This window comes from Naasia lichenicola, from assembly GCF_004801885.1.
In the GTDB taxonomy this organism is placed as follows: Bacteria; Actinomycetota; Actinomycetes; order Actinomycetales; family Microbacteriaceae; genus Naasia; species Naasia lichenicola.
The window spans coordinates 88,307-113,655 of the sequence record NZ_SSSM01000004.1 but is presented as its reverse complement, the minus strand read 5'-3'; the positions used below and the strand labels follow the sequence as shown (position 1 = coordinate 113,655).

General features: G+C 67.8%; 27 protein-coding genes. 14 read left to right on the top strand and 13 right to left on the bottom strand.

Annotated features, from left to right (window positions below; genetic code table 11):
• Window position 1: 1 nt before the first annotated feature.
• From E6C64_RS08890 to E6C64_RS08880, 3 genes are all read right to left on the bottom strand, one after another.
• Window positions 2-259 (bottom strand): hypothetical protein, encoded by a 258-nt coding sequence (locus tag E6C64_RS08890; RefSeq protein WP_136427101.1) that lies wholly within the window; start codon window positions 257-259, stop codon window positions 2-4.
• Window positions 260-761: 502 nt separating this feature from the next.
• A complete protein-coding gene (locus E6C64_RS08885; RefSeq protein WP_136427100.1) occupies window positions 762-1,961 on the bottom strand; it encodes an acyl-CoA dehydrogenase family protein in 1,200 nt (399 codons plus the stop codon).
• 117 nt (window positions 1,962-2,078) lie between these two features.
• Window positions 2,079-2,270: a hypothetical protein gene (locus E6C64_RS08880; RefSeq protein WP_136427099.1), complete on the bottom strand. Its 192-nt coding sequence runs from the start codon at window positions 2,268-2,270 to the stop codon at window positions 2,079-2,081.
• Between the two features lie 306 nt (window positions 2,271-2,576).
• Here E6C64_RS08880 and E6C64_RS08875 point away from each other — a divergent pair, with 306 nt between their 5' ends.
• Window positions 2,577-2,822 carry a hypothetical protein gene (locus E6C64_RS08875; RefSeq protein ID WP_136427098.1) on the top strand — a complete coding sequence of 82 codons (246 nt, stop codon included), beginning with the start codon at window positions 2,577-2,579 and terminating at the stop codon, window positions 2,820-2,822.
• A 7-nt stretch (window positions 2,823-2,829) separates the two neighbouring features.
• On the opposite strand, the gene E6C64_RS08870 is transcribed toward E6C64_RS08875, so the two are convergent.
• Together E6C64_RS08870 and E6C64_RS08865 are read right to left on the bottom strand one after the other, a co-directional pair.
• On the bottom strand, window positions 2,830-3,636 hold the full coding sequence (locus E6C64_RS08870) for a S8 family serine peptidase (protein WP_136427097.1): 807 nt from the start codon (window positions 3,634-3,636) through the stop codon (window positions 2,830-2,832).
• Window positions 3,633-4,370: a GAF domain-containing protein gene (locus E6C64_RS08865; RefSeq protein ID WP_136427096.1), complete on the bottom strand. Its 738-nt coding sequence runs from the start codon at window positions 4,368-4,370 to the stop codon at window positions 3,633-3,635. The genes E6C64_RS08870 and E6C64_RS08865 overlap by 4 nt, the downstream gene beginning before the upstream one ends.
• A gap of 124 nt (window positions 4,371-4,494) precedes the next feature.
• Between E6C64_RS08865 and E6C64_RS08860 the strand changes: the two genes are divergently transcribed.
• The 3 genes from E6C64_RS08860 to E6C64_RS08855 all read left to right on the top strand — a co-directional run bounded on the left by E6C64_RS08860 (window position 4,495) and on the right by E6C64_RS08855 (window position 7,958).
• Window positions 4,495-6,210 (top strand): MFS transporter, encoded by a 1,716-nt coding sequence (locus E6C64_RS08860; RefSeq protein ID WP_158437791.1) that lies wholly within the window; start codon window positions 4,495-4,497, stop codon window positions 6,208-6,210.
• A 127-nt stretch (window positions 6,211-6,337) separates the two neighbouring features.
• Window positions 6,338-6,802: a hypothetical protein gene (locus E6C64_RS19030; protein WP_158437790.1), complete on the top strand. Its 465-nt coding sequence runs from the start codon at window positions 6,338-6,340 to the stop codon at window positions 6,800-6,802.
• 19 nt (window positions 6,803-6,821) lie between these two features.
• Complete coding sequence (locus tag E6C64_RS08855; RefSeq protein WP_158437789.1) at window positions 6,822-7,958, top strand: FecR family protein; 1,137 nt, start codon at window positions 6,822-6,824, stop codon at window positions 7,956-7,958.
• Window positions 7,959-7,975: 17 nt separating this feature from the next.
• On the opposite strand, the gene E6C64_RS08850 is transcribed toward E6C64_RS08855, so the two are convergent.
• Window positions 7,976-8,362, bottom strand: coding sequence for a VOC family protein (locus tag E6C64_RS08850; RefSeq protein ID WP_136427093.1), 387 nt, complete (start codon window positions 8,360-8,362; stop codon window positions 7,976-7,978).
• Window positions 8,363-8,529: 167 nt separating this feature from the next.
• On the opposite strand from E6C64_RS08850, the gene E6C64_RS08845 reads away from it, so the two are divergent.
• Both E6C64_RS08845 and manA read left to right on the top strand, forming a co-directional pair.
• Window positions 8,530-9,576, top strand: coding sequence for a hypothetical protein (locus E6C64_RS08845; RefSeq protein WP_158437788.1), 1,047 nt, complete (start codon window positions 8,530-8,532; stop codon window positions 9,574-9,576).
• 32 nt (window positions 9,577-9,608) lie between these two features.
• A complete protein-coding gene (gene manA / locus E6C64_RS08840; protein WP_136427091.1) occupies window positions 9,609-10,871 on the top strand; it encodes a mannose-6-phosphate isomerase, class I in 1,263 nt (420 codons plus the stop codon).
• A 101-nt stretch (window positions 10,872-10,972) separates the two neighbouring features.
• Here manA and E6C64_RS19525 read toward each other — a convergent pair whose 3' ends face one another.
• Both E6C64_RS19525 and E6C64_RS08835 read right to left on the bottom strand, forming a co-directional pair.
• The gene (locus E6C64_RS19525; protein ID WP_269846372.1) at window positions 10,973-11,107 is read right to left on the bottom strand and encodes a hypothetical protein; all 135 of its coding nucleotides are present in this window, start codon (window positions 11,105-11,107) and stop codon (window positions 10,973-10,975) included.
• Window positions 11,108-11,202: 95 nt separating this feature from the next.
• On the bottom strand, window positions 11,203-12,210 hold the full coding sequence (locus E6C64_RS08835) for a GlxA family transcriptional regulator (protein WP_136427090.1): 1,008 nt from the start codon (window positions 12,208-12,210) through the stop codon (window positions 11,203-11,205).
• Between the two features lie 86 nt (window positions 12,211-12,296).
• Here E6C64_RS08835 and E6C64_RS19025 point away from each other — a divergent pair, with 86 nt between their 5' ends.
• Complete coding sequence (locus E6C64_RS19025; protein WP_158437787.1) at window positions 12,297-12,443, top strand: hypothetical protein; 147 nt, start codon at window positions 12,297-12,299, stop codon at window positions 12,441-12,443.
• Between the two features lie 48 nt (window positions 12,444-12,491).
• Window positions 12,492-13,454 carry a UDP-glucose 4-epimerase GalE gene (galE, locus tag E6C64_RS08830; protein WP_136427089.1) on the top strand — a complete coding sequence of 321 codons (963 nt, stop codon included), beginning with the start codon at window positions 12,492-12,494 and terminating at the stop codon, window positions 13,452-13,454.
• A gap of 75 nt (window positions 13,455-13,529) precedes the next feature.
• Here the strand turns inward: galE and E6C64_RS08825 are convergent, their stop codons facing one another.
• Window positions 13,530-14,654 carry a DUF2510 domain-containing protein gene (locus E6C64_RS08825; RefSeq protein ID WP_136427088.1) on the bottom strand — a complete coding sequence of 375 codons (1,125 nt, stop codon included), beginning with the start codon at window positions 14,652-14,654 and terminating at the stop codon, window positions 13,530-13,532.
• A gap of 147 nt (window positions 14,655-14,801) precedes the next feature.
• Between E6C64_RS08825 and E6C64_RS19020 the strand changes: the two genes are divergently transcribed.
• On the top strand, window positions 14,802-14,954 hold the full coding sequence (locus E6C64_RS19020; protein ID WP_158437786.1) for a hypothetical protein: 153 nt from the start codon (window positions 14,802-14,804) through the stop codon (window positions 14,952-14,954).
• Between the two features lie 74 nt (window positions 14,955-15,028).
• Here E6C64_RS19020 and E6C64_RS08820 read toward each other — a convergent pair whose 3' ends face one another.
• Window positions 15,029-15,553: a hypothetical protein gene (locus E6C64_RS08820; protein ID WP_136427087.1), complete on the bottom strand. Its 525-nt coding sequence runs from the start codon at window positions 15,551-15,553 to the stop codon at window positions 15,029-15,031.
• Window positions 15,554-16,211: 658 nt separating this feature from the next.
• Between E6C64_RS08820 and E6C64_RS08815 the strand changes: the two genes are divergently transcribed.
• The 3 genes from E6C64_RS08815 (at window position 16,212) to E6C64_RS08805 (ending at window position 21,409) form a co-directional block, all read left to right on the top strand.
• Window positions 16,212-16,535, top strand: a complete 324-nt coding sequence (locus E6C64_RS08815) for a WhiB family transcriptional regulator (protein WP_136427086.1) — start codon at window positions 16,212-16,214, stop codon at window positions 16,533-16,535.
• Between the two features lie 253 nt (window positions 16,536-16,788).
• Window positions 16,789-19,878: a glycosyltransferase family 2 protein gene (locus E6C64_RS08810; RefSeq protein WP_158437785.1), complete on the top strand. Its 3,090-nt coding sequence runs from the start codon at window positions 16,789-16,791 to the stop codon at window positions 19,876-19,878.
• Window positions 19,868-21,409 (top strand): DUF5719 family protein, encoded by a 1,542-nt coding sequence (locus tag E6C64_RS08805; protein WP_136427084.1) that lies wholly within the window; start codon window positions 19,868-19,870, stop codon window positions 21,407-21,409. Before E6C64_RS08810 ends, E6C64_RS08805 begins: the two co-directional genes overlap by 11 nt.
• 76 nt (window positions 21,410-21,485) lie before the next feature.
• On the opposite strand, the gene E6C64_RS08800 is transcribed toward E6C64_RS08805, so the two are convergent.
• Together E6C64_RS08800 and E6C64_RS08795 are read right to left on the bottom strand one after the other, a co-directional pair.
• Window positions 21,486-22,454 (bottom strand): type IV toxin-antitoxin system AbiEi family antitoxin domain-containing protein, encoded by a 969-nt coding sequence (locus E6C64_RS08800; protein ID WP_136427083.1) that lies wholly within the window; start codon window positions 22,452-22,454, stop codon window positions 21,486-21,488.
• Window positions 22,455-22,656: 202 nt separating this feature from the next.
• Entirely contained in the window at window positions 22,657-23,097 is a 441-nt protein-coding gene (locus tag E6C64_RS08795; RefSeq protein WP_136427082.1) for a metallopeptidase family protein, read from the bottom strand.
• A 44-nt stretch (window positions 23,098-23,141) separates the two neighbouring features.
• Here E6C64_RS08795 and E6C64_RS08790 point away from each other — a divergent pair, with 44 nt between their 5' ends.
• Window positions 23,142-23,357: a DUF3499 family protein gene (locus tag E6C64_RS08790; RefSeq protein WP_136427081.1), complete on the top strand. Its 216-nt coding sequence runs from the start codon at window positions 23,142-23,144 to the stop codon at window positions 23,355-23,357.
• Window positions 23,358-23,423: 66 nt separating this feature from the next.
• On the opposite strand, the gene E6C64_RS19015 is transcribed toward E6C64_RS08790, so the two are convergent.
• Entirely contained in the window at window positions 23,424-23,576 is a 153-nt protein-coding gene (locus tag E6C64_RS19015; protein WP_158437784.1) for a hypothetical protein, read from the bottom strand.
• 185 nt (window positions 23,577-23,761) lie between these two features.
• Here E6C64_RS19015 and ahcY point away from each other — a divergent pair, with 185 nt between their 5' ends.
• Window positions 23,762-25,264, top strand: a complete 1,503-nt coding sequence (gene ahcY / locus E6C64_RS08785) for an adenosylhomocysteinase (protein ID WP_136427080.1) — start codon at window positions 23,762-23,764, stop codon at window positions 25,262-25,264.
• Window positions 25,265-25,349: the final 85 nt, after the last annotated feature.

Genomic DNA, 25,349 nt, shown 5'->3' with positions numbered 1-25,349 from the left:
GCTAGGCCTCGAGCGAGAACGCCGAGCGGCGCTCTTGCGCGTGGAGGTCGGCTTCCATCAGGGCAGACAGCATCAGCCAGCCGATGAATCCGATGAAGGCGCCAGGGATCAGGATGCGGCTGAGCCCGTACTCGAAGTCCGTGGTCGCGGACGATCCGGGGTAACCGGAGGTCGCGCTCGCGAGCGCGAAAGCCAGGATTCCGGCGCACAGAGCGGTGGCGGCGAGCCAGAAGAGTGCCTTCTTGAGAACGGAGACCATGCGCAGACCATAGGTCAGCCGATCGAGGTGCCCGCCCGTTGAACGCGCGTGTCGCTCAGCGTGGGGCGTCACCGGTCAAAAATTAGGGTGCCCCCGCAATGCAAGCATTCGGGGGCGCGACCGGGTTATCTGGGGTACCGGCGTGGAGGAGCCTATACCCCCTGAGTTGCTGGTGATTACCGGGGGACGAGTCGCGATATCCCGTCGCAGCACCGAAGCCCCCGACGGCGCCAATCGGGGGCGCCCGAAGGTTGCACAGTCATTGCGGCGCCAACGACCATCCGACGACCGCGATGATTGCGGTCAGGAGCGCAGGATCGTCACATCACGCCAATCCGCCGGCTTCGGTCGCTCGAAGAATCCCATCCCTCAACCGTGGCATGGATGACCTTCCCACCGGAACATCAGTCAGTCCGACCCCCCCCCTTGAAGGAGATCGAGATGCCACTTTCCGTCCCCATGGACGCCGGATAGGGACGGAAAGTGGCATCTCGATGGGGTGTCAGACGAAGGCGGCCTTGCCGGTGATGGCCCGGCCGACGATGAGGGTGTTCATCTCGCGGGTGCCCTCATAGGAGTAGATGGCCTCAGCGTCGGCCATGTGCCGGGCTACGCCGTGCTGGAGCACGATGCCGTTGCCGCCGAGGGCCTCGCGGCACCAACCGACCGATTCGCGCATCCGCACGGTCGCGACCGTCTTGGCGAGCGCGGCGTGCTCGTCCTTCTGAGTGCCGGCATCGAGCATCTGCGACACCTTGGTGACCAAGCCGAGCGACGAGGTGATGTTGCCCAGGCTTCGGACCAGCAGATCCTGAACGAGCTGGTGCGAGGAGATCGTCTTGCCGAACTGCACGCGTTCGCCCGTGTACTTCAATGCCGCCTCGTAGGCGCCCATCGCGTTGCCGACTGCAGCCCAGGCGACCTCGGCGCGGGTCAGGCGCAGCACCTTGGCGGTGTCGCGGAAGCTGTTGCTGTTCTGCAGCCTTCTCGACTCCGGCACTCGTACGTCGGTCAGCACGATGTCGGCGTTCTGCACGATCCGCAGGCTCTGCTTGTCCTCGATCTTCGTGGCCGAGTAGCCCGGGTCTGTCGCGTCGACGATGAAGCCCTTGACCTGCCCGTCGGCGGTGTCCTTCGCCCAGATGATGGTGATGTCGCTGAACGTGGCGTTGCCGATCCAGCGCTTGGAGCCGTTGAGCACCCACTCGTCGCCGTCGCGGGTGGCGGTGGTCCGCAGGCCCTGTGCCGAGTCGGATCCGGACAACGGCTCGGTGAGCCCGAATGCGCCGATCACCTGGGCGGTCGCCATCTTCGGAAGCCACTCGTCACGCTGAGCCTGGTCCCCGGCGACGCTGATCGAGCCCATCGCCAGGCCGTTCTGCACGCCGACGAAGGTGGCGATCGATGCGTCGATGCGGGCGAGCTCCAATGCGACCCAGCCACGGAAGACGGCGGAGTTCTCGAACTCCTGCGTCTCCTTCCAGGGGTTCGCGAAGATCTTGAGATCGGCCAGCGGCTGGATGACCTGGGTCGGGAACTCGGCACGCGCCCAGTAGTCATCGACGATCGGCTTGACTTCGCGCTCGAGGTAGTCGCGAATCTCGAGCACGGACTGCTTCTCGCGATCCGTCAGCGAGTCCTCGTAGCCGAAGAAGTCGCTGGACAGAGTGGTGAAGGGGGTGGTGGCGGTCGCGATGGACATTGGCGCTCCGTTGCAGTCGAGGATCTTTCGTCTCCGACGCTATCCCCGCGTACTCACCGTTGGCTGAGCCCGTGACGTCCGTAGCGGCGGATGATCGGGTCATCCGCCGCTATGGCGCTACTTGACGTCCGTACGGCTCGGGCTGAAGGGAGTGCCTTCACTCCGAGCGTCGTTCTCGTCGAGGTGATGGTTCGGCTGAAACGAGAAGTGACCGCTCACGTCGTCGTCCTCGTCGACCGATTTCGCTTTCGTGGACTGCTCCTCGACGTCGTCGGTCGGCTCCTGCGGGGTGCTCTCGGGTGTGCTCATCGCTCTGTCCTCTCCTGTCGTCGCGGGTGCGACGACCTCAGGGTGCGACGCCGGTGGTCTGATGACGGTCGGCGGCGGCACGCTGCGTCTGTCGGATAGACAACTCCTCTTCACGCCCTGCCGCCATAGTCGGGCCGGAATCGGGCGTGGGCGACCTCCTGCGATCGATCGGAGGCGGGCATCCGGCGAAGGAGATCGGACGTCGGGGATCGGACTGAGGGTGTGTTCGCCCGCGGACATCCGCCTGCCGCAGCCGCGTGGACACTGCTCCTATCGCAACACCGCGAAAGGGAGAGGAACCGAACAATGAGCGAGCACGAGACCAACATCCGAATCGACCCGCTGGATGACACCGAGGGCCATGGATTCAAGCGACCGATTCTCGAGGAGGACGTCGCGGGGCACGGATACCGCCGGCCGATGATCGACGATGACGTGGAGGGGCACGGATTCCGTCGGCCGCTCGCCGAGGACCTCGGGGAGCGTCACGGCTACCGTCACCCGGTCGTGCTGGACGACGATGTCGAGGGCCACGGCTACAAGCGTCCCTAGGGACTCGCTACCGAGCGTTCGACGACAGGGCGTGCAGCACCGATTTGACCTGGAACACGGTGAGCTCGGGGTGCTTCGACAGCAGCAGGGTGACGAGCCCTGCGATGTGCGGTGCCGCGAAGCTGTTACCCGTCGCGGTGATGCTGCCTGTCGTCCAGGCCACGTCCACATCGATCCCGGGCGCCCCGAACTCGACCGGCGGACGCGGGTTGTAGGCGAGGGAGAACGGATCGTGCCCCTCGCGGGCCGCGACGGAGAACACCGACGCGTACTGCGACGGATAGGTCGGGCCCGGCACGTTGTTCGCGGCGCAGACGAGCATGAGGTTGCGGAAGTACGCCTCGTCCGCGAGTGCGTGCAGGGGGCCGAACCACTGCTCGCTGCGGCTGCTCAGGCTGAGGTTGGCGACCTGCATCCCATTGTCTATGCACCAGCGGATCGCGGCCGCGAACAGCGCACCGCGGGTGGTCAGGTTCTTGCCGAGTACCCGGACGCTGTAGATATCGGCCTCGGGGGCGAGTCCGCGGATGATGCCGGCGCAGGCGGTGCCGTGCCCGTAGAGATCCTCATGCGGCCCGTCGACGATCCGATATCCCTCGGGGGAGTCGTCATCGACCTCGAGGGCGACGCTGCCGGCCAGCCCGCCGACCCGCTCATGTTCGGCAGAGACGCCGCTGTCGATCACAGCGACCTTCACACCGGCGCCGGTCGCTTCGCCGAAGGCCCAATCCTGCGTCGGGGCGGGCAGCGGCAGTGCGACTGTGGGCTGCAGCACCGCGTCGTTGAACGCAGACGACCACTCGGGCAGCGTCACGCGCGGCGCCGGGAGTAGTCGACGGCCGCCGTGAGCACGGACAACGCGAACGTCTGGCCCGCTGACCCCGTCTCGGCGATCTGGTGGAAGGCTCGCGCGAGCTCGGCGAGTGGCCTGTCGTCGACCGACTCCACCAGCGCGTCGAGGGTCTGGCCGAAGTCCGCGGCGCCGGTCGCGCCCGCGAGAGCGGTGACGAGCACGGAGCCGAGGCGGTCGTAGGTGCGGGAGAGTCGCACGGTGGCGGCGAGCTGCGAGCCGAGGAGGCCGAGCACGTCCAGGTCGCGGCTCGTGTTCTCGTTCGTCGCCCGCGGATCCAGCACCTCGATCACGCCGAGCACCTCGCCGTCGTCGCCCAGCAGGGGAGCCGCGAGGATGGAGGTCGGAACGTAGTTCGTCTCCTCCGCTACATCGCGGGCGAAGCGCGGGTCGACGCCTACGTCGGCGATCGCGATGGGCTGGCCGGTCATGGCGACCCACCCGGCGATCCCGCGCTCGATCGGCATCGACCGTCCGGTGATCGCGGCGGCGCCGATGCCGTTCGCCGCGATGAAGCGGATCTCATCGCCCGACTCCTCGATCAGTGCGCAGGATGTCGCGGCCGCGTCGAAGAGCGCCCGCACTCCGGCCGTCGCCCGGCCGAGCTCGGCTTCGAGTGCGGACGGTCGGGTGGCGACGCCCATCGCATTGCCCAGGCGTGCGACGAGTGCGACGAGCTCGGGGGTCGGGTCGGTCATGGCGTCAGTCTGGTGTGCGGGGGACGGTGCTGACAACCAAGCGTCCGCAGCGCGCCGAGGTGCACGAATTCTCGCTCTTTCCCTGAGGGTTATCTATGTGGGACCATCGGCGCAGAAGTATGCAATGTCAGCACACTTCCTGATCAGCGGGGAATTAGCCGCAGCAGTCGAACGCCGGGAGCAAGGTGGCATCCGCATGGACCGCTACGCCGGCGCCCTGCGCTTCTACGACTTCCGTCTGCTGATCACCTCGTCGTTCATCAACTCGATCGGCAGCTGGGTCGCCCAGGTCGTCCTCGACGTCTACGTCTACTCGGTGACCGGGTCGCTCGGCTGGCTCGCGGCGATGGCCGCGGCGGGCTGGATCCCGGGCCTCCTCATCGCCCCGCTCGCCGGAGTGCTCGCGGACCGCGTCGATCGCCGCACGTTGATGGTGGTCTCCGCGCTACTGTCGGGCGTCGTCGGCCTCGCCGTCGTCGGCATCGTGATCAGCGGCGGACCGGTGATCGTCATCCTGGTCCTGACCATCGTCGCGTCGATCGTGCGCAGCCCGTATGGGCCCGCCGCCGGGGCGCTGACCCCCGAGGTCGTGGACGAGGAGAACCTGCCGACGGCCAACTCGCTCTACGCCGGGTTGGACAACATCGTCATCGTGATCGGCCCCGCGATCGGCGGTCTGCTCGTCCTCATCGGCGAGCCCGCGATCGGCGTCTCGATCAATGCGATCAGCTACTTCGCCGCGGCGGCGCTCGCGCTCGGCCTCCGCGTGCGCAGCAGGGGAGACGCGGCCCCCGGCGAGCGACTGGTCCGCCAGGTGCTCGACGGCGTCGGAGCGCTTCGCCGAACCCCGACCGCCGCGGTGCTGCTGCTGTTCGCTGCGCTCGACACGATGCTGTGCGGCGCGTACACGGTCATCTACATCCCGATCAGTCAGCACCTGGGCATGGGCAATCAGGGATACGGCTACCTGCTCGCCGGCATGGCCGTGGGCGGGATCATCGGCGCGGTCGTCGCGGATCGGCTCAGCGGCGCCCGCCGACTCGCCCCCATCATCGTCGGCGGTGTGCTCGTGCAGGCGATCCCCTATGCGCTGACCGCGTTCACCAACGTTGCGGCCGTCGGCATCGGCCTGCAGCTGCTGTCCGGCATCGGCATGGTGATCGTGGACGTCGTGGCGCTCACTGCCATCCAGCGAGAGGTGTCGGCAGGACTGCTCAGTCGAGTGCTGTCCCTGCAGGACACCGCCGCCCTGCTTGCCAGCGTGATCGGAAGCATCGGGGCCGCGGCTCTGCTGTCGAGCATCTCGATCGAGACGGCGCTCATCGCGATGGGCGTCGGCTTCTCCGCCGTCGCGCTTGCACTCTCGCCGCTGCTGCTCCGGGTGGATCGCGCGTCCGCGGCGCGAACGACCCTGCTCGATCATCGGGTGCGGCTGCTCGAGGCGATCCGGCTGTTCGCCCCGTCGTCGCGGACGGTCAAGGAGCGTCTCGCCAGCGCCATGCAGGTCGCGCACCTCGCGCCAGGGGACCTGCTCATCCGCGAGGGCGACGACGCGGACGCGCTCTGGGTGCTCGCCGAGGGCAGGCTGTCCGTCACCTCGTCAACGGCTGCGGGCATCCCGGATGTGTCCGCGCCCGATGTGGTCGGGGAGATCGGCGTGCTGACCTCGATCCCGCGAACGGCCACCGTGGTGGCCGCGACGTCGGCGATCGTGTGGCGACTGAGCGCGGAGGACTTCGTGGCCGCGGTCGAGCCGCAGCGTCAGCCACTGCTGCTGCTCGGTCCATCCATGGTCCGCCTGCGGCGGACCCATCCGGATCTCGTTCGAGCAGAGGCGTGAGCATGAACATCTCCGCCGGTCGGCAACTGAACACAATTTGTGTTCGCCAGCCGACAGTTCCGCTTCGCGCCACCACGCACACTTCATCTATCGCACCCAGCGACACCCCATCGAGAGGAACGAAGCAATGAACGAGAACACCGACACCACCCCGGAAGACACCACCGACGACGTCGCCGGCCACGGCCTCAAGCCCAGCCACATCGTCGAGCAGGATGACGTCGAGGGTCATGCCGCCCGGAGCGGTCGCGTCGTCGAGGAGGACGACGTCGAGGGTCACACCGCTCGTACCGGCCACCTGGTCGAGGACGACGTTGAGGGTCACGCCGCCGCGCACGGCCGAATCATCGACGAGGACGATGTCGAGGGTCACGGAGCGCGCTTCAACGGAGCGGTCGATGAGGATGACGTCGAGGGCCACGGCGTAGTCCGCGGTCATCTGGTCGATGAGGATGACGTCGAGGGTCACTCCCTCAAGTCCGGTCGCATCATCGAGGGAGACGACGTCGAGGGGCACGACTTCCGCAACCAGCCGACGCGCCCGCTCGTCGATGACGACGTCGAAGGCCACGCGGCCAAGATCGGCCACTGAACCTTCCCGACGGTTGAGCTTGTCGAAGCCCACTCGACCGGGCTTCGACAAGCTCAGCCACCGGTTGCCCCCGAACAGTGAGAAGACCATGCGTCGCATCGCCGCAGTTCCCGCACTTCTCGTCGTCCTTGCTCTCGCCCTGACCGGCTGCGGCGCAGGTTCGGGATCCGATTCCGGAGGTGCGACCGCTCGGGTGAGCGTTCTCGGCACGGATGTGCGACTCGTCTCCTCCGCTTCCAGCGGCTCGATCACCCAGTCGACCGAGGCCGTGGCAGGCGATCACGTCATCACCGACTCTGCGGGCCTGGCCGAGCTGAGGTATGCCGACGACTCGCTCACCCGGGTCGGGCCGGGCACCGACCTCACGGTCCTCGAGCTCTCCTCCTCCGACGCGCAGCGCACCGCGGTCTCTCTCGAGGTCGGCCAGACCTGGCATCGGGTGCAAAAGCTTGTGGCCGAAGACGCGAGATTCGAGGTCGAGACCCCCGTAGGCGTCGCGGCCGTGCATGGAACGGCCTTCGCCGTCGAATGCACTGACGCACCCGCCTGCGAAATCACCGTTCTCGACGGCGAAGTGGAGTTCACCCTGACCGACGGAACGTCGGTGACGATCGGCGCGAACCAGCGGACCACGATTCCGAACCCCGGCGGCGGCGATCCTGTCGTGGAAGACGTGTCGGCTGGTGAGTTCTCCGATTGGGCGTCCGCGAACTTGGCTCGCGACAACGGCGCCAGTTCGTCGCCGACGCCGACTGCGTCCACTCCGGGCCCGACGTTCGTCAAGGCGTTCGATCCATGCCCGGCGCCGCGGGAAGGCGACTTCCCCAAAACGCTGGTGGACGCCTACGAGGCGGGCATGCCAGCCTTCCTCCCTGAACCGTCGTGCACGGAGGTCCTCGGCGCGACGACGGACAACCCCTTCACCTGGGCCTACCTCTACGGAGGAACACGGGAGGATCTCGATGCCATAGCCGCGGTCGCCAAGGCGAACGGCTATACCGGAGACAGGGTCGAGATAGCCGGTGAGGTCTACGAGGGCGTCTCGTCCGAGTCATGGGAGCTCGACTCTCCTGCGGGCGAGCGCCTGTCGCTCTCCCTGATCGTCACCGACACCCAGACGAAAGGGCCGCTGATCATCGTCGACTGGGGCGCCTGACAGCGGGGAGTGGTCGCTCAGGCCTCGTAGACCTCGAGCGGAAGCCCATCTGGGTCGAAGAAGAATGCCATCCTGCGTCCGGTGTGCGGGTCGATCCGCACCTCCTCGCAGCGCACACCCTTCGCGGTGAGCTCGGCGATCGACCCTTCCACGTCGTCCACCTCGAAGGCGAGGTGGCGCAGTCCGACGGCCTCGGGGCCGGTCGGACGGGCGGGCGGGTTGGGGAACGAGAAGAGCTCGAGGATGTACTCGCCGTTCAGTGCGAGGTCGCCCATCCACGAGTCGCGCTCTGCCCGGAAGACCTCCGACTTCAGCGTGAAGCCGAGGATGCCGATGTAGAACGCCTTCGACCTCTCGTAGTCCGTGCTGATGACCGCGATGTGGTGGATCCGCCTGATCTGCATGTGCTCATCCTGTCGCCCGGCGGACTCCCTGACCGAATCAAGGAGTTTCGGCATCCCGGCCACCAGCTCATGCAGATCGGAGGGCATGGAATCGAAAAACTCCTTGATTTGGCCGAGGGAATGAGGTCTCGACTGGTGAAGATGTAGCCGTGCGAGGTCGGCGAGCGGTGGCAGTGGGTGCAGCGATGGTCGCGCTCATGCTGGCCGGGTGCTCGGCGGCAGCGCCCGCGCCCAGCCCCACGGCCACCGCCTCGATGACTCCTACACCCACGCCGACTCCCTCCGAGGAGCCGATGATCGACCCCGATCCGACCGCGATTGACGCGATCGATTGCGAGGCGCTGGCCGCCAGCGCGCGCGTCAGCATCTTCGGCGATCTCGCATTCAGCGGCGATCCCAGCAGCACCGCGGTCTTCGATGTATTGAGCGCCGCGGCCATCCAGGCCGGATGGGCCGATTGCAGCTGGACCGATGGAGCAGAAGATGGTGGGCAGCTCATCATCGACGTGCTGCTCGGCGGAGGTGCTGCGGCACCGGCGAACTGGGACGAGGGCAACGCCACTACCGCTGACTCGACGTACGACTGCTACGACGTGAGCGTCGGAGACACGTGTGTCGGCGACTTCGTGGTGGGCGTCGACTGGGTGCACATCGAATTCGCCATCGACTCGGACTCGGTCGATGATCCGTCAGTGGCCCTGCTCCAGTTGGCCCAACAGAGCGGCGCCTACCTGACCACTTTGGCGCGCGTTCCGTGGGTTCAGGCGAGCACGTGGGTGCTTCCGCAATCGTGCGATGGTCTCGATCCGGACGGATCCGTCGCTGACGCCATCGATGCGGCGGGGGTCGAGCCATCCGCGACGGACCAGCCGGGTGGCGCCACGCCTTCTTACTACTACGCCACCGCCTCGCAGCACCCGCTGCGCTGCTCGTGGGACGACGGAGATCCGGGGCTCTCCGTCGAGATGCTCCCCGGAGCAGGCTGGACCGAGCCGCTCATCGTCGCCCAGCCGGGCTACACGAGTCGATCGCTGCCGATGAGCCGAGGGTCGGTGCTGCTGCGCACCACCGCCGAGGGATACACCTTCGCCGATGTCTTCACCTCGGACGGATGGCTCGCGCTGCATGACGACCATGGGACCCTCTCCGACGAGCAGCTCGCCGCGGCGGCCGACGCCGTGCTCACTGTGATTTCTCCAGTTGTCGCCGAGTAGGTTGATCGACGGCACAGACCTGGAGGTTGCTCATGTTCCTCGGCATCACCAACGTCCCGCGGGACTATGCATGGGGCTCGACGACGGCGATCGCCGAACTGCTCGGGCATCAGCCGTCGGGGAAGCCTGAAGCCGAATTGTGGTTGGGCGCTCACCCGGCCTGGCCGAGCCGCATCGTCGACACGACGCAGAGCGATGGCATGGCCACCCTCGACGCCTGGATCGCCGCCGACCCCGCCCGCGCGCTCGGCGATGCCCGCACCAGCGACACTCTGCCGTTCCTGCTCAAGCTGCTCGCCGCAAACGAGCCGCTGTCCATCCAGGCCCACCCCTCGATCGCTCAGGCCGAGGCCGGCTACGACCGGGAGGACGCGGCCGGCATCTCCCTCGACGATCCGGCGCGCAACTACAAGGACCGCCTGCACAAGCCTGAGCTGACCCTTGCGCTCAGCGACACGTTCGAGGCGCTCGCCGGCTTCCGCGAACTCAGTCACACCCAGCTGCTCGTGGAGGAGCTCGTCGCCATCGCGTCGGCGCTGGGGTCGGAGCTCGAGCTGTCTGCGCTCGGCCAGCTCCGCGCGCAGCTCGACGACCCCGACCCGGCAGCTGCCCTCAGGGGCACGATGGCCTGGCTGCTCGGCGGATCCGACGGCTCGAAGCTCGCGATCGAGGCGATCTCACGCTTCGCGTCCGAAGCGCCCCGAGTCTCCAGCTTCGCCCGCGAGTACGCGACGATCGCCGAGCTCGCCCAGCGGCACCCCGGCGACCCGGGAATCGGCGTTGCGCTGCTGCTCAACCGCATCACCCTTCCGCAGGGGCAGGCCGCCTATCTGCCATCCGGCAACGTGCATGCCTACCTGGCCGGGCTCGCCGTGGAGATCATGGCGGCTTCCGACAATGTGCTGCGCGGAGGATTGACCTCGAAGCACATCGACACAGACGAACTGCTCGACGTCGTTCAGTTCACGCCGCTTCCTGCGCCCATCTGGCCGGCGGAGGACGGAGGAGCGGGAATGGAGATCTTCCGACCCGATGTGCCCGACTTCGCTCTCGCCCGGATCACCATCGGCGCGGCCGCCGAGAAGCACGGCCATCAGCTGAGCGGCGGCGCAGAGGCGACGTTCCCGCTTGACGGACCCGGAATCGTGCTCGTCGTCCAGGGCAGCGTCGCGATCGTCGGCGCTGCGACATCCACGATGCTCGAGCGCGGCGAGTCCGCCTTCATCACTCCGGACGAGGGCGCGCTGACCTTCAGCGGATCAGGTGTCGCCTTCGTCGCGACCACGAATCGGTAGGAAGGCGAAGCGGGCAGGCCCGCCTGGATCCTATGGCGTCGGGACTGAGACCCCTTGCCGGACAGGCATCACTATGGCCCGTCGGGCATCCGAAGTGGCCGTCAGGCCGCGGAGTCGAAGTTCGACCGCGTGAGGCGAGGGCGACTCTTCTCGCTCAGTGACATCGCGTGCCCGATCCCGAGGCCGAGCCCCACTGAGACGAGGCACCAGGTGAGCAGGATCGCGATGATGAGCACGCGACATTTCTAATGATTGGTGACGCTGGGGCAGGCTCGCGACACACACTTACCCTGCACGGTGCCCCGAAGAGGGGACACCGGTGCGAGACGAGTCAGGCGGGCTGAGGGATCCTCTCGCGTGACTCGACCGCATCGACGGAAGCGATATCGACGACCGGCCGACCGCCGAATGTCCGCCGATAGGTGAGCGGATTCACCTTCAGCACCTTGACGAAGTGGTGGCGCATCACGGCGGACGATCCGAAGCCGGTCTGCTGGGCGATCTGCTCCAGGCTCGAATCCGACACCTCGAGCAGATGCTGTGCGCGGATGATGCGCTGCCGGTTCAGCCAGGCAGCGGGTGTGGTGCCGGTCTCCGCGCGGAAGCGGCGCGCGAAGGTGCGGGTCGACATGATCGCCTTGCGTGAGAGCTGGTCGATGGTCAGCTCCTCATGCAGGTTCTCGAGCATCCAGTCGATGACCTCGGCGAACGAGTCGGACTGGCACTCCGGCATCGGCTGGGCGATGTACTGCGACTGTCCGCCGTCGCGCTGAGGGGGCACCACCATGCGGCGGGCGATGACGTTCGCAGCCCCCGCACCGAGCTCCTTGCGGACGATATGCAGCGCGGCATCGATGCCGGCCGCGGTGCCCGCGCCCGTCACGATGTTGCCCTCCTCGACGAAGAGCACGTCGGGGTCGACATCGATCAGCGGGTAGCGAGCGGCCATCTTCTCGGCGTGCATCCAGTGCGTCGTCGCCCGGCGCCCGTCGAGCACCCCCGACTCCGCCAGGTAGAAGGCACCGCTGCAGACGCTCAGCACCCAGGCGCCGCGAGCGGCTGCGTCGCGGATGAGGTCGAGGATGCGCGGATCGAAGCCTGTCCAGTAGTACGCCGGAATAGCGATGAGGTCCGCGTCGGCCGCCTCCCCGAGGCCGGTCGGCACGACCAGCTGCAGGCCGTGGCTCATCGGAACGGGACCCGGCTCGGCCGTCACGACATGGAAGTCGAACGCAGGGCCGCCCATCTCGGTGCGGTCGATGCCGAACACCTCGCAGACCACCCCGAACTCGAAGGGAGGCATTCCGGGCAGGGCGACGACGGCGATCTTCTTGAGCACTGCATCCTCCGATGTGGCCGAAATGTGCTGGTGGGCGGCAAGCCTGCCAGTGTTGGCGAGAAATCGCAATGCGTAGCGTTTCTGCCATGTTGATTCTCGGAACAGTCCTCCTCTTACTGGCTCTCATCGGCATCGCCTCCTCGGTGACGATGGCCGTGCGCGACGGCTACCGCCAACGCGACGACGAGCCGCACAGCGACTACGCCGACTTCGCGGGAGCAGTCCGCCGGTAGGTGCCCGCCGTTCGTCGGCCTCCTGCCGCCCGTCGATAGGCTGACCGCATGTCATGGTTGGTCACCGGCGGAGCCGGCTACATCGGGGCCCACGTGGTCCGTGCGTTCATCGAGGCCGACATCCAGCCTGTGGTGTTCGACGACCTGTCGAGCGGCTTCCTCGACTTCGTCCCGCCCGAAGTCACGCTCGTGCACGGCACCCTGCTCGACGGGCCCCTGCTCATGCGTGCCTTCGAGGAGCACGACATCACCGGAGTCGTGCACCTCGCCGGCTTCAAGTACGCCGGCGTCTCGGTGCAGAAGCCTCTGCATACCTACGACCAGAACGTCACCGCCATGGCCAAGCTGCTCGCCGTCATGCAGGACCACGACGTGACGAACATGGTGTTCTCCTCGAGTGCCGCGGTGTTCGGCACTCCTGACACAGACTTGGTGACGGAGCAGACGCCGACCCTTCCCGAATCGCCGTACGGCGAGTCGAAGCTGATCGGCGAGTGGTTGCTCCGCGATCAGGCCAAGGCCACGAAGCTGGACCACACGTCGCTGCGCTACTTCAACGTCGTCGGATCGGGCTATCCCGATCTCTACGACGCGAGCCCGCACAATCTCTTTCCCCTCGTCTTCGAGGCGCTGCTCGCAGGCAAGACGCCGCGCATCTACGGCGATGACTACGCGACTCCGGACGGCACCTGCGTGCGCGATTACATCCACGTCGCCGACCTCGCCCTCGCGCATGTGACGGCCGCCCAGCGCCTCGAGGCCGGCGAGTCGGTGGAGCGGGTCTACAACCTGGGCAGCGGCGACGGCGTCTCCGTGGCGCAGATCATGTCCGCCATGGCCGAGGTCACGGGGATCGCCTTCGAGCCCGAGGTCGCACCGCGGCGTCCGGGCGACCCGGCGCGCATCGTCGCCAGTGGCGAGCTGGCCGCACGCGATCTCGACTGGAAGATGCGGCACACCCTCGCCGAGATGGTCCAGAGCGCCTGGGACGCCCGCCGCAACGCCGCTTAGGACAGGGAACGGGTTCAACTGTCCTCAGCGGGAGCTTCGCGGGTGGCCGAGTCCACCCGCGCGGCTTCGATATCCCTACGTCTCCGATCCGCTGGTCAGCTGAAGCAGATCCGTTGCAACCTGGTCGTACCAGATCCCGCAGATGTCGGATGTTCCTCCGCCCTCGGCGGGCAGATAGCAGTTGGCGCGGACGACGAGATTGCCGCGCTGCATCTCGACTGTCTCGAAGTAGTAGGCGTCGCCGTTGCTCAAGCCCTGCTCCTGCCATCCGGTCGCGGTGATACCCGACGGCAGATCGGTGCGGATGGGCGCGACCGAGTCCGCGTGGAAATTGTCGGTTCCGTAACCCGCAGCACATAGCCCGATCTCGGCGTCGGTGTTCGCGAGCTGAGCGAACGCGGCGGCCTCATCGGGGAACACGCGTGCGTGCGCCTCGAGCGCGTCGGTGTCCGTTCCATAGGCGCCCACCGCGGCGATCGGATCGAGTGATCCCGCGTCGGTAGAGCTCGTGAGGGGTTCATAGAAGTTGAGGTCCTCGCACTCGGCCGGAGCACCGTTGTACTCGAACCATTCGCTGTCCGCGGTGGCGAGACCGTCACCGGCGGTCGCGTCGGTGAAGCTCGAATCGAACGCCTCATAGTCTGCAGGCAACAGGGCGTTGCCGACTGCGAAGACCGTGAGGTCATCGGCGGTGAACAGATCGCCTGTGTCCTCAGGGGCCGCTGAAGGAGTCGGGTCCGATGGTGACGTCGGCACGGGAGTGGCGGAGCTGTCGGCCAGAGTCGGCAGGCCGCGATTCATCAGATTGACGACGGCGAACACCCCGCCTGCGATGACCAGCAGGACCACGACGCTGGCCGCGATGATGACGATCGGGATCCACGCGCGGCGGGGCCGCGCGGCGCCAGGAGCGGTCGCGGGGGAGTGCGCGGCGCCCCTGGGGACGGCAGCCGCATACGGAGGGACCGATGCGGAATTCGCATACGGCGGGGTTGTAACGGGAGTGCCCGTTTCTACGGGTGCGGCGGCGGTCGGAGCGGTGAACGTCGACCGTTCGTATCCGGTTCCCGAGGCGGCCGACGCCGGAGGTGCTGGTGGCGCCGCAGGGGCTGTGTGCTGCGTCCAGGCGGTGCCGTCCCAATACCGCTGGAGGCTCGTGTCGGTGTTGTCGGGATACCAGCCGGCAGGGATGTTGCTCATGAAACGCGACTATATGACGCATCGCCGACGATGCGCATCGCGACCGTCAGAGGAGGCGACGGTGCGGCGTCGGTTGAGAAGTCGACCTTTCGAGTCACAGGTACGCCTACTAGCGTGTCCGCGGGATGGTTCGATGAGGAGAGAGCTGTGATCTCGATCGTCCCGCCAACCGCCGCTTCGGTACGTGCATTCGTTGCTCTCGCCTTCCAACGGGCAGGTTCCGCCGTCTTCGCCACGCTCCTCGTCGGTCTCGCACTGCGCGACATGCAGCGCGAGCTCACGCGCGGGTCGCCGAACTGACGAGCGGCTCGCCTGCCGTTCGGCGCTGGGCGCCTCGGTCGGTCGGTCTCCATGGATGAGATCGATCAGACGCTCTACAGCGCGCGCTTGGCTTTCAGGAAGAGCAGGGCTCCTGCAGCGATCAGTGCGACGAGACCGATCGCGTAGGCGTAGTAGGCGTCGACGAGTCCATTCGCGCTCATGAGCCCGAGCAGCGCTGCGACGACGGTGGTCGCGGCGGCGAACGCGAGAAGAGCGAACATGATCGCGACGCTCGCATCCAGCGTTGCGGCCGAGTGCAGCCTGCGATGCAGGTCCGAACCGACGTCCTGTCGCACGCGCAAGACCAGCCAGGCGGCCAGTGCAACCACGATGGCGGGTGCAACGAGCAGGAGTATCGCGCCGAATTCCGGTCCGATGGATCCGTTGCTGACCCAGCCCTGGTCCCGTGTCATCTGGATCATGATGAAGTAGACGGGAAGCATGATCCGGAAGAGCGTGCGGATCACACGAAGTCCAGCGAGCCGATCCTCCCGAGCGGCAACAGCCCGCGCGGCGTCCTCAGACGTCAGCTGACCAACAGTCGTAGGTGAGAAGCGCGGAAGTCCTGCCTCGGTCATCGCTCGATCCCCCTATATGTCGACCCTCGCGACACCCCCGCATCGCGCCTTCAACGTTGCCACTCGAGTGCGCAGAGCGACAGCCCGCGAAGGAGGCGCACGCTGATCCGAGGCAGACGAAGCCGCGGCCACCGGATCCGTCGATCATCGACGTCCCGCGGCGATGTCTGCGGCTCGTGACACTGTTGACACCATTCGACCCGGGGATGCATCTCAATCTCTTCGCGCACCTCCGACACGCCGCTTCGCATGGACGCCTCAGATGATTTCCCGCACATTTTTTGCTCACTTTTCGAGACACCTTTCGACGGCGCCCACTTGATTTGTCCCCCGGATCGGGGTTCAGACACGCCGAATGGCGGGTGACATCCCGTTGGGGGGTATGGCCCCCAATACGGGGGGCAGGGCCTTTCGACGAATTCCTGACTGAAACGGACTTTCAGGTGCGGATTCCGCGCGTGTCGCAACGGATTGCATGGCTCCCGAACGGGGGCTGAGTTGCAGATGTGTTTCGCCAGTGTTAGCGGCGCGGCTGATCCGGGTCCCTTCGGAGCCGGAGCTACCATCTGCGGCTTGACGTGCGACTAATCACACCGCTGTAATTACCCCAGACGCATTCGACCACCCAGGTCACTTGCCGATGGGGAGACTTTTACATATGACGATTTCCGAGCAGCGGACCGGGGTCCCACAGGACTGGTTCGTCGACCCGGTTCGCCTAGGCGTTCCCGGAGTCCGCAAGACCCACGTCGACGACAGCGACCAGCTGGCCTGGCAGGCCGACTCGCTCTGCGCGCAAACCGATCCTGAGGCATTCTTCCCAGAGAAGGGCGGATCGACTCGCGAGGCCAAGAAGATCTGCACGAGCTGCGAGGTCAAGCAGCAGTGCCTCGAGTACGCACTCCAGAACGACGAGCGGTTTGGCATCTGGGGCGGCCTGAGCGAGCGCGAGCGTCGCAAGCTCCGCAAGCGCGCCGTCTGAGGCCCACATACTTCCGGCGGTCACACTCCGGTACACAGCTGGCTCCCGCCTAGCGGGTTCGCCACAGCGAAGGACTCCCTCGATTCGGGTTCGAGGGAGTCCTTCGTGGATTAAGGGACTGAAGCGAGCGAATCGAAGGCCGAGCTGCCCAGTTCTGCCACCTATGCGGCCGTCCGGGCGACAGAACTGGGCAGTTCGCGGCTGCCCGGGGTGTCGGCCCGGGGCGCTGGCGGGCGACGCCTACCGTGGCATGGTGCGGCCGAAAGTAACGATCATCGTGGTCGCCCATGACGGGGGCGAGTATCTCGAGCGCACCCTCGAGGCCGTCGCGCGCCAGACCTTCACGGTCCACGAGACGATCGTGGTCGACACCGGCGTCAAGTCGCGCGTCACCGGGTCGCCTTCGGGCTCAGGACCTACTCAGCACATCGCGGCGCCGTCCAGGCTGAGCTTCGGCGGAGCCGCCTGGCATGCCACCCGCACCATCGCGACACCGACGGGTGAACACGAGTGGCTGTGGCTGCTCAACGCCGACAACGCGCCCGCGGACAACGCCCTCGAAATGCTGGTCCACGCCGTCGAGGTGTCCCCGTCGGTCGTCGTGGCCGGACCCAAGCTCATGCAGTGGGCCGATCCGGGCTACATCTACTCCTTCGGCGAGACGATGACCCCGCTCGGCACCTCCGTCGAGGTCGCCGAGCCAGAGCTGGACCAGTCGCAGTACGACCGGCTGAGCGACGTCATGGGCGTCTCCTCCAGCGGGATGCTCGTGCGCCACCAGGTCTGGGAGAAGCTCGGCGGCTTCGACCCCGGACTGCCCGCCACCGACGACGGCCTCGACTTCTGCGTCCGCGCGCGCCTCGCCGGTCACCGCGTCACCCTCGTCCCGGGCGCCAAGGTGCTCTCTGCCGGCCGTCGTGCGCCAGGGTCGAAGATGCTCGGTCCTCGAGCGTCTCGCGGCAAGCGCGCCCGTGTCGCCCGCTCGGCCCAGCTGCACCGCCGCCTCGTCTACTCGCCTGCGGTCGCCACACCCCTGCACTGGCTGAGCCTGCTTCCGCTCGCCCTAGTGCGCGCCATCGGGCAGTTGCTGCGCAAGCGCCCCGGCAGCGTGATCGGCGAGTTCGTCGCGGCGATCGGCGCGGCGCTTGCCATCCCGTCGGTCGTCCGCGCGCGCAGCCGCCTCGCCCGCGCTCGAACTGTGAGCTGGAATGCCACCGATTCGCTCCGCTTGCCGTGGGCGGAGGTGCGTCGACGTCGCGGGCTCGCGCGGGACGACGCCGCCATCATCAAACGCGCCGGCCGTCACGAGCTGCGGTTCTTCACCGGCGGTGGCGCGTGGACCGTGGTCATCGCCGCACTCGTCGGCCTCGCTGTGCATATCCCGCTGATCGGCGCCTCCTCGCTGACCGGCGGAGGAATCCTCCCGCTCGGCAGCATCGGCGAGGTCTGGGGTCAGGTCGGCTACGGCTGGCGCTCCGTCGATGCGGGCTTCGTCGGCGTAGCGGATCCGTTCAGCTGGATACTCGCGCTGCTCGGCACTCTCACGTTCTGGTCCCCGTCGCTCAGCATCGTCCTGCTCTTCCTCGCCGCGTTCCCCATCGCCACCGCCGGCGCCTGGCTCGCCGCCGCCCGACTCACGCCCAAGCCGACCCTGCGCGTGGTCGCAGCCGTCCTCTGGACCCTCGCGCCGCCGTTCCTCATCTCCTTCGACGAGGGACGGATCGGCGCCGTCCTCGTGCACCTGCTGCTGCCCTGGCTCGTCTTCGCGGCGCTCTCCGCGCGACGCTCCTGGTCGGCGTCCGCGACGACAGCCCTGCTGGCCGCAGCGGTGGCAGCCTCCGCGCCCTCGCTGCTGCCGGCGCTGACCGCGCTCTGGCTCGTCTCCGTGCTCATCTTCGCCAGTGCGGGCAAGCACGGCCGCGGCTGGCACCGGCTGCTGCCCCTTCCGCTCCCCGTCGCCGTGCTGTTCCTGCCGCTCACCGCTCAGCAGATCGTGCGCGGCAATCCCCTCGGCGCACTCGCCGATCCGGGCATCACCCTTGCTCCGACGCCGCTGGCCAGTGGCTTCCTTCCTCCTCAGGTCTCCTCGGCGCTGCACCTCGTCATCGGCGTGCCCGGCGGATCGAGCACGGGCTGGCAGGGCGTGCTGGACACGCTCGGCCTCGGCGCGATCGCGCCGGGACTCGTCGTCGGCGTCCTTCTGCTGCCGCTGCTCGTGGTCGGAATCGCCGCCCCCTTCCTCCGAGGAACGCCCAAGGCGATCGCCTCGCTCGGCATGGCGGGCCTCGGCTTCGTGACGGCCGTCGCCGCCAGCCGCATCGCGGTAGCGAGCATCGGGGCCGACGCCGTCACCCTGTGGCCGGGCCCCGGATTGAGCCTCTACTGGATGGGGATGCTCGCCGCGGCCGTCTTGACCCTCGGCGCTAACGAGGCCGTCGCGGCCCGTGCCCTCCGCGGTCTGCTCGGCACGGTCGCCGTGATCGGGGTTCTCGTGGCCACCGTTCCGATGCTCGGCGCATCGGCGTTCGGCACCGCACTGGTGGGGTCGGGCGGGCGCGGTCTCCCCGCCCTCGTACGTGCCGAAGCGGTGGCCGATCCGACGCTCGGAACCCTCACCCTCGCCGCGCAGCCAGGCGACGGCGTCGAGGTCGGACTCGAGCGCGGCCTCGGCGGCACCCTCGATCAGCAGTCCACGCTGGCGAGCACGGCGGGGGACAACCTCTCTGACGACAACGAGCTGCTGTCGGAGCTCGGGGGCAACCTGTCCTCGACGAGCGGCTACGACTTCACCACCGCGTTCGGAGAGCTCCGTGTCGGGTTCGTGCTGCTGGCGCCGCCGACCGCGGCCACCGCGGCGATGCACGACCGAGCGGCCGCCGCGCTCGATGGCAACTCCCTGCTCAGCCCTGTCACCCGCACGACGGAGGGATCCCTCTGGCGGTTCGTCGGTCTCGACGCAGGGCTGCCGACGGCGGCGCCGAGCGGACCGGGCAACCTCCAGACCTCGACCGGGGTCTTCATCCTCGGCGCTCAGGCGCTCGTGCTCCTGCTGACCCTTCTTCTGGCATTGCCGACCAGCGATCTCGCCGACCGGATGCGCCCCGAGCGCGAAGCCCGCCGCGGTTCCGGACTGCGGGGCGTTCGCGCCGCAAAGGGGACCGTGCAGCCGGTTCGACCCACCGGCTGGGATGCGCCCATCCGACCCATCACGGCGCCGGTGCCGACATCGGCCCCCGAGCCGGTCCGCCGGACTCCGGCGATCGTCAACGCCTACGACCCCGTCGACACGGCGGAGTTCCAGTTCACCCCCACCAACCTCGCAAAGGGGCGTCGTGGCGAATAGAGCCCTCGTCATCACCGGCCGGGTCACGAGCGGCGTGGTCGCGCTCGGCGCCGCCTTCGTGCTCATCGCTGGCGCCTCGGTGCTGCCCCTGCCCACCCTCGACACCAGTGCGGAAGGCGTGGAGATCACGCCCGTCTCCGTCGGCCAGGAGCGCGTCTGCCCAGGGCCGCTGCTGCGCCTGGGTGACGCGAACGGTCAGGGCGCCACGACCGTGAACGCATTCGGGGCGGCGAACATGGTCTCCTCCTCGGGTGCCGCCACCCTCACGCCCAGCCCTCTGCAGGACGTCGATGTGGTGTCCTCCCAGTCGGGCCAGACCTCCGCTCTGCTCAGTTCGACGACCGCCACCGTCGCGTCCGATCTGCTCTCCGGAGCGCAGGCCCAGACCGCCTTCGAGAGCGATGCGTTCGGACTCGCGGCGATCTCCTGCAATGAGGGCGGCGCCACCAGCTGGATCGTCGCGGGTGCGACCGATACCGGCCGCACCAGCCTGCTCCTGCTCGCCAACCCCAGCCCTGTGCCCGCGACCGTCGACATCTACCTGTACGGCGTCGAGGGTCCCGTCGAGGCCGGTGGCCTGAGTCAGCTGATCATCGCTCCCCATACGCAGCGCGTGCTGCCGCTGTCCGGCTACGCACCGGGCGACGCGCAGCTGGCGATGCGCATCGACAGCACCGGCGGGTTGATCTCGGCCACGCTCGAGCAGTCGATCGTCCGCGGCCTGGAGCCGGGTGGCGTCGACCTCGTCGGTCCGTCAGCAACACCGTCACGCACCCAGATCATCCCCGGCGTCCGGGTCGCCACCTCGGCCGCGCGCGATCAGCGCGCGCAGGTGGGCGGATCCCAGGATGTCGAGACGACGCTCCGCGTCATGGTGCCGGGCGCGGACAACGCCACGGTCACGGTCGGCGTCACCGGTGACACGGCGGACGCGCTCGGCACCTCGCTCGAGGTGACCGCACGCTCCGGAACCGTCACCGACATCCTCCTGCCTGGCCTGACCGACGGCACCTACACGGTGACCGCGAAGTCGAACGTGCCCATCGTCACGGCCGTCCGCGCGTCGGTCGTCTCACCTCCCGACGACAGTTCGTCCGAATCGGATGACGAGGAGGAGGAGGACGAGGAGGAGACGACCGTCTCCCAGGGCGGTGAGCTCGTATCGGGCTCCGGCGCGGACGTGACCATCGTCGATGGGGAGCGGATCGACCTGGCCTGGTTCGCCAGCGCATCTGAGCTCGAAGAGGACACCACCTTCGCAGTAGCCGGCGGGCCCGCGCCGCGCCTTTCCCTCGTCAACTCGGGCGACGCGGACACCTCTGTGACCCTGACGGCCGCCGATGGCACCGCGCAGGAGATCGCCGTCCCAGCCGGCGGAGCTGTCAGCGTCGATGTGGGCGTCACCTTCTACACGCTGTCCAATGTGGCCTCTGTGCGAGGAGCCGTGAGCTTCCAGGGAGACGGGGCGCTCGCGTCCTACCCGGTGCGCCAGGCGAATCCGCTGGCCACTCCGCTCACCGTCTACCACTGAGGTCTCCCGACCCATCGCGGGCGGCAGCCGCAGCTCGCGGCTCAGCGGGTGAAACGGACATGTCGCGAGAGAAACGTCACCCGCGGGAAGGTCGTTTCCCCCGCGCATCCGGCCGAAGACCTGACGCGCGCAGGACGGCGTCGAGTCTGGACGCATCCATGGTCTCCGCCCAGACCACCCGCACGAACCCGTCGCACTGACGACGGAGCCTGTCTTCGCGCTGCTTCTCTCGCCAGGCGATCTCCGACGGGCTGGAGCCGTTGCGCATGTCCGCGCGGTGGTACTTGACCGCGCCGTCGAATTCTCCGATCACCCGCGCCTCGGGCCACCAGTAGTCGACGATCCCGATACGCCCTCGCTCGTCGAAGAACGGCACCTGCAATTCAGGAGTCGGATAGCCCAGTTCGTGCATCAGCGCACGGCAGTAGGACTCCCCGAACGAGCCCGACAGGTGAGTGCCGAACTCGAACGCCGCGGTGGCGCCTCGAGCGTTGGAGCGCGGCCCCAATCTTCTGATCGCCGAACTCAGCTCGTCCGGTGTCGCGCGGTGGCCGTCTCCTCGCGAGAGGGCGGCATCCACCATGCCCACCCCTTGCGCGAAGGGGAGGCGCGCGGCCAGGGCTGCCACGGTGTGAGCGGCTCCGGTCACCAGGAGACCGTCGGCTTCGACGATCTCCATGCCCTCGAGGTCGTGCGGATGCCGTCGCACGCCGTTCTCGGAGCGACCGCCCGAAGCGGCGGCCGAGCAAATGTGAACGTCGTCGCCGGTCGGACCCAGCCAGGGCAGGTCCAATGCCATGGCGGCGGATACGTCGCAGAAGACGGGCTCCAGCCTCATCCCAGCACGCACGGCGCGCATCCGCAACAGATGACGCCCACGCTCGTCCAAGGCGTTCCACTTTTCGGCAAGGCAGTAGGCGCCACGTCGCACGCGGTAGAGGCGACCGGAGACCAGTTCCCGTTGCAGAGTCTTCGGTCCGAAGCCCAGCCGCAGCAGGTCGGAGCTGACGAGGAGGCCGTCGGCTGTGCTCGGCAGAGAACGCATTCAATGAGGATCTCTATAGGACGCTTGTCATTGCGGCCACGGATCGAATCTGTGCAGAGACACCGCACGTTGCGGCCTGTGGGGAACCGGATGGGCCTTCGACTGTCGCGGGTGCACCGGCCTTCTCGCGGAGGTCGTTTCCCCCGCGGTCTGACGCTTTCACCCGCGATAGCGACGAGCCGGCGGACCTGGCCGCCGCCGATCAGTGGTGGCGGAAGCGGTCGGGCGCGAGGTCCCATGGGTCGCGACCCAGCAGCTCGCCGACCGCGCGGAGCACGCAGCCCTCGATCATCATCCGCATGTGCGCCTCGTCATTGATGTGCAGCTTCGACAGGCGCTCGATGGGGAGGCGGAACAGGATGATCCTGCTCTCCTCGGGGATCACCAGCCAGCGGTCGATGCCGGGACCCGAGACGGCGCGGGGGAGCCCGGCGACCTCGAAGGTCGCCGACGAGAGCTCGGGCCACAAGCCCCGCAGATATTCGGCGGTGTCGGCCACGGTCGATTCGAATAGATCGATCCGCCCACGCAGCATCGGCAGGTGCGGGCCGGTCACCGACGAGCGCAGGCCACGGCCGTGACGATCGCGTCCGCGGGCCCGCGGAGCGCGAACTCGCGACGAGACGGAGCGAGACCGGGCCATGTGGTTAGCGTACTCGGGCGGGCTCGGCGCGTATCCTGGTCACGATGAGCAATCGTCCGTGTTCGCGCGTGGGGTGCCCTGGCGATGCCGTGGCCACCCTCACGTACGTCTACGCGGACTCGATGGCCGTTCTCGGCCCGCTCAGTCAGACCGCCGAGCCGCACAGCTACGACCTGTGTGCCCGTCACGCGGAGCGCCTGTCGGCCCCGCAGGGCTGGCAGATCATCAGGTACGTCGACCTCCGCGACCAGGCGGTCTGAAGCCCCGCACTGTCCCTCACCGTGACCTCGGTGGCGGCCGCTGAGTTTGCCGCGCCCGAGACCGGCTCAGGCGGCCTGCAGCTCCCGCGTGCGGAGAGCGGCGACTGCCGTCTCGACGGCGGGCATCTCGACGATTCCCACGCCGAGTGCGACAGCCAGCGCCCCTTCGCCATCGGTGGTGGTCTCGAAAAGCCAGTTCCAGTTGATGGTGGTGATCATGATGTGCGCCCCTCAGCTCGTTCGATCAGTCTATTAGTACATGCGTTCGATTGTCCTGCTCATCTCGAAGCTAGATGGACCCTCGGACATCGGGTCGAACGCGGCTCGGGACGTGCTCCGTCGATGTGCTGTCGGCCGCTCTTCCACCCAGCGCCCATGTCGGGCGGGTCTGCGAGAATGTGCCCATGAGCATCACGTCGACCGAGTCGCCCACCGCCGTCAGCTTCAGCTATCGGGTCGCCGACCTCGGCCTGGCCGAGGCGGGCCGTCACCAGATCCGCCTCGCCGAGAACGAGATGCCCGGATTGATGGCGCTTCGCGCCGAGTTCGGCGAGAGCAAGCCGCTGGCCGGCGCGCGCATCGCCGGCTCGCTGCACATGACCGTGCAGACCGCCGTGCTCATCGAGACACTCGTGGCCCTCGGTGCGCAGGTGCGCTGGGCGAGCTGCAACATCTTCTCCACCCAGAACGAGGCAGCTGCCGCTGTCGTCGTCGGCCCCACCGGCACCGTCGAGCAGCCCGCCGGCGTCCCTGTCTTCGCCTGGAAGGGCGAGACACTCGCCGAGTACTGGGAGTGCACCGAGGAGATCTTCGACTGGAGCGACGAGGCGACCGCCGCCGGCGAGACCTGGTCGGGGCCGAACATGATCCTCGATGACGGCGGCGATGCGACGCTGCTCGTGCACAAGGGCGTCGAATTCGAGAAGGCCGGCCGCGTGCCCGAGGCCGCCGACACGGAATCCGCCGAGTTCATCATCGTGCTCGACGTGCTCCGTCGCTCGCTCGACCGCAGCTCCGATCGCTGGACCCGGATCGCCGCCGACCTCCGCGGCGTCACCGAGGAGACCACCACCGGAGTCCACCGCCTCTACGAGCTGGCTCGCGACGGCAAGCTGCTCTTCCCCGCGATGAACGTCAACGACTCGGTCACCAAGAGCAAGTTCGACAACGTCTACGGCATCCGGCATTCACTGCCCGACGGCCTGAACCGCGCGACCGACGTGCTGATGGGCGGCAAGGTCGCATTCGTCTGCGGCTACGGCGATGTCGGCAAGGGCGCAGCCGAGGCGCTTCGCGGCCAGGGCGCCCGGGTCATCGTCAGTGAGATCGACCCCATCAACGCCCTCCAGGCGGCGATGGACGGCTTCCAGGTCCAGCGGCTCGAGAACGTCATCGGCGACATCGACATCCTCATCACCGCCACCGGCAATGCCGGCGTGGTCTCGCTCGACTCGATCCTCGGGCTCAAGCACCTCGCCATCATCGCCAACGTCGGCCACTTCGACAACGAGATCGACATGGCCGGACTCGAGGGCCTTGCGGCGAGCGGCCAGGCAGAGCGGATCGAGATCAAGCCGCAGGTGCACGAGTGGCGTCTGCCCACCGGACGCAGCGTGCTCGTGCTCTCCGAGGGGCGACTGATGAACCTCGGCAACGCCACTGGACACCCGTCGTTCGTGATGAGCAACTCGTTCTCCAACCAGGTGCTCGCGCAGATCGAGCTCTTCGGCTCTCCCGAGAGCTACCCGGTCGGTGTGCACGTGCTGCCGAAGATCCTCGACGAGAAGGTGGCACGTCTCCACCTCGCCGCTCTCGGGGTGCAGCTCACCGAGCTCAGCCCGGCTCAGGCCGACTATCTCGGGATCAACCCGGCCGGACCCTACAAGCCGGATCACTACCGCTACTGAGCATCGTCCAGCGAGCTGACCAGATCTGCCGCTCGGAGTGATCCGAGCGGCAAAGCCGGTGCGTGGCTGAGGGTTCGCCTCATCC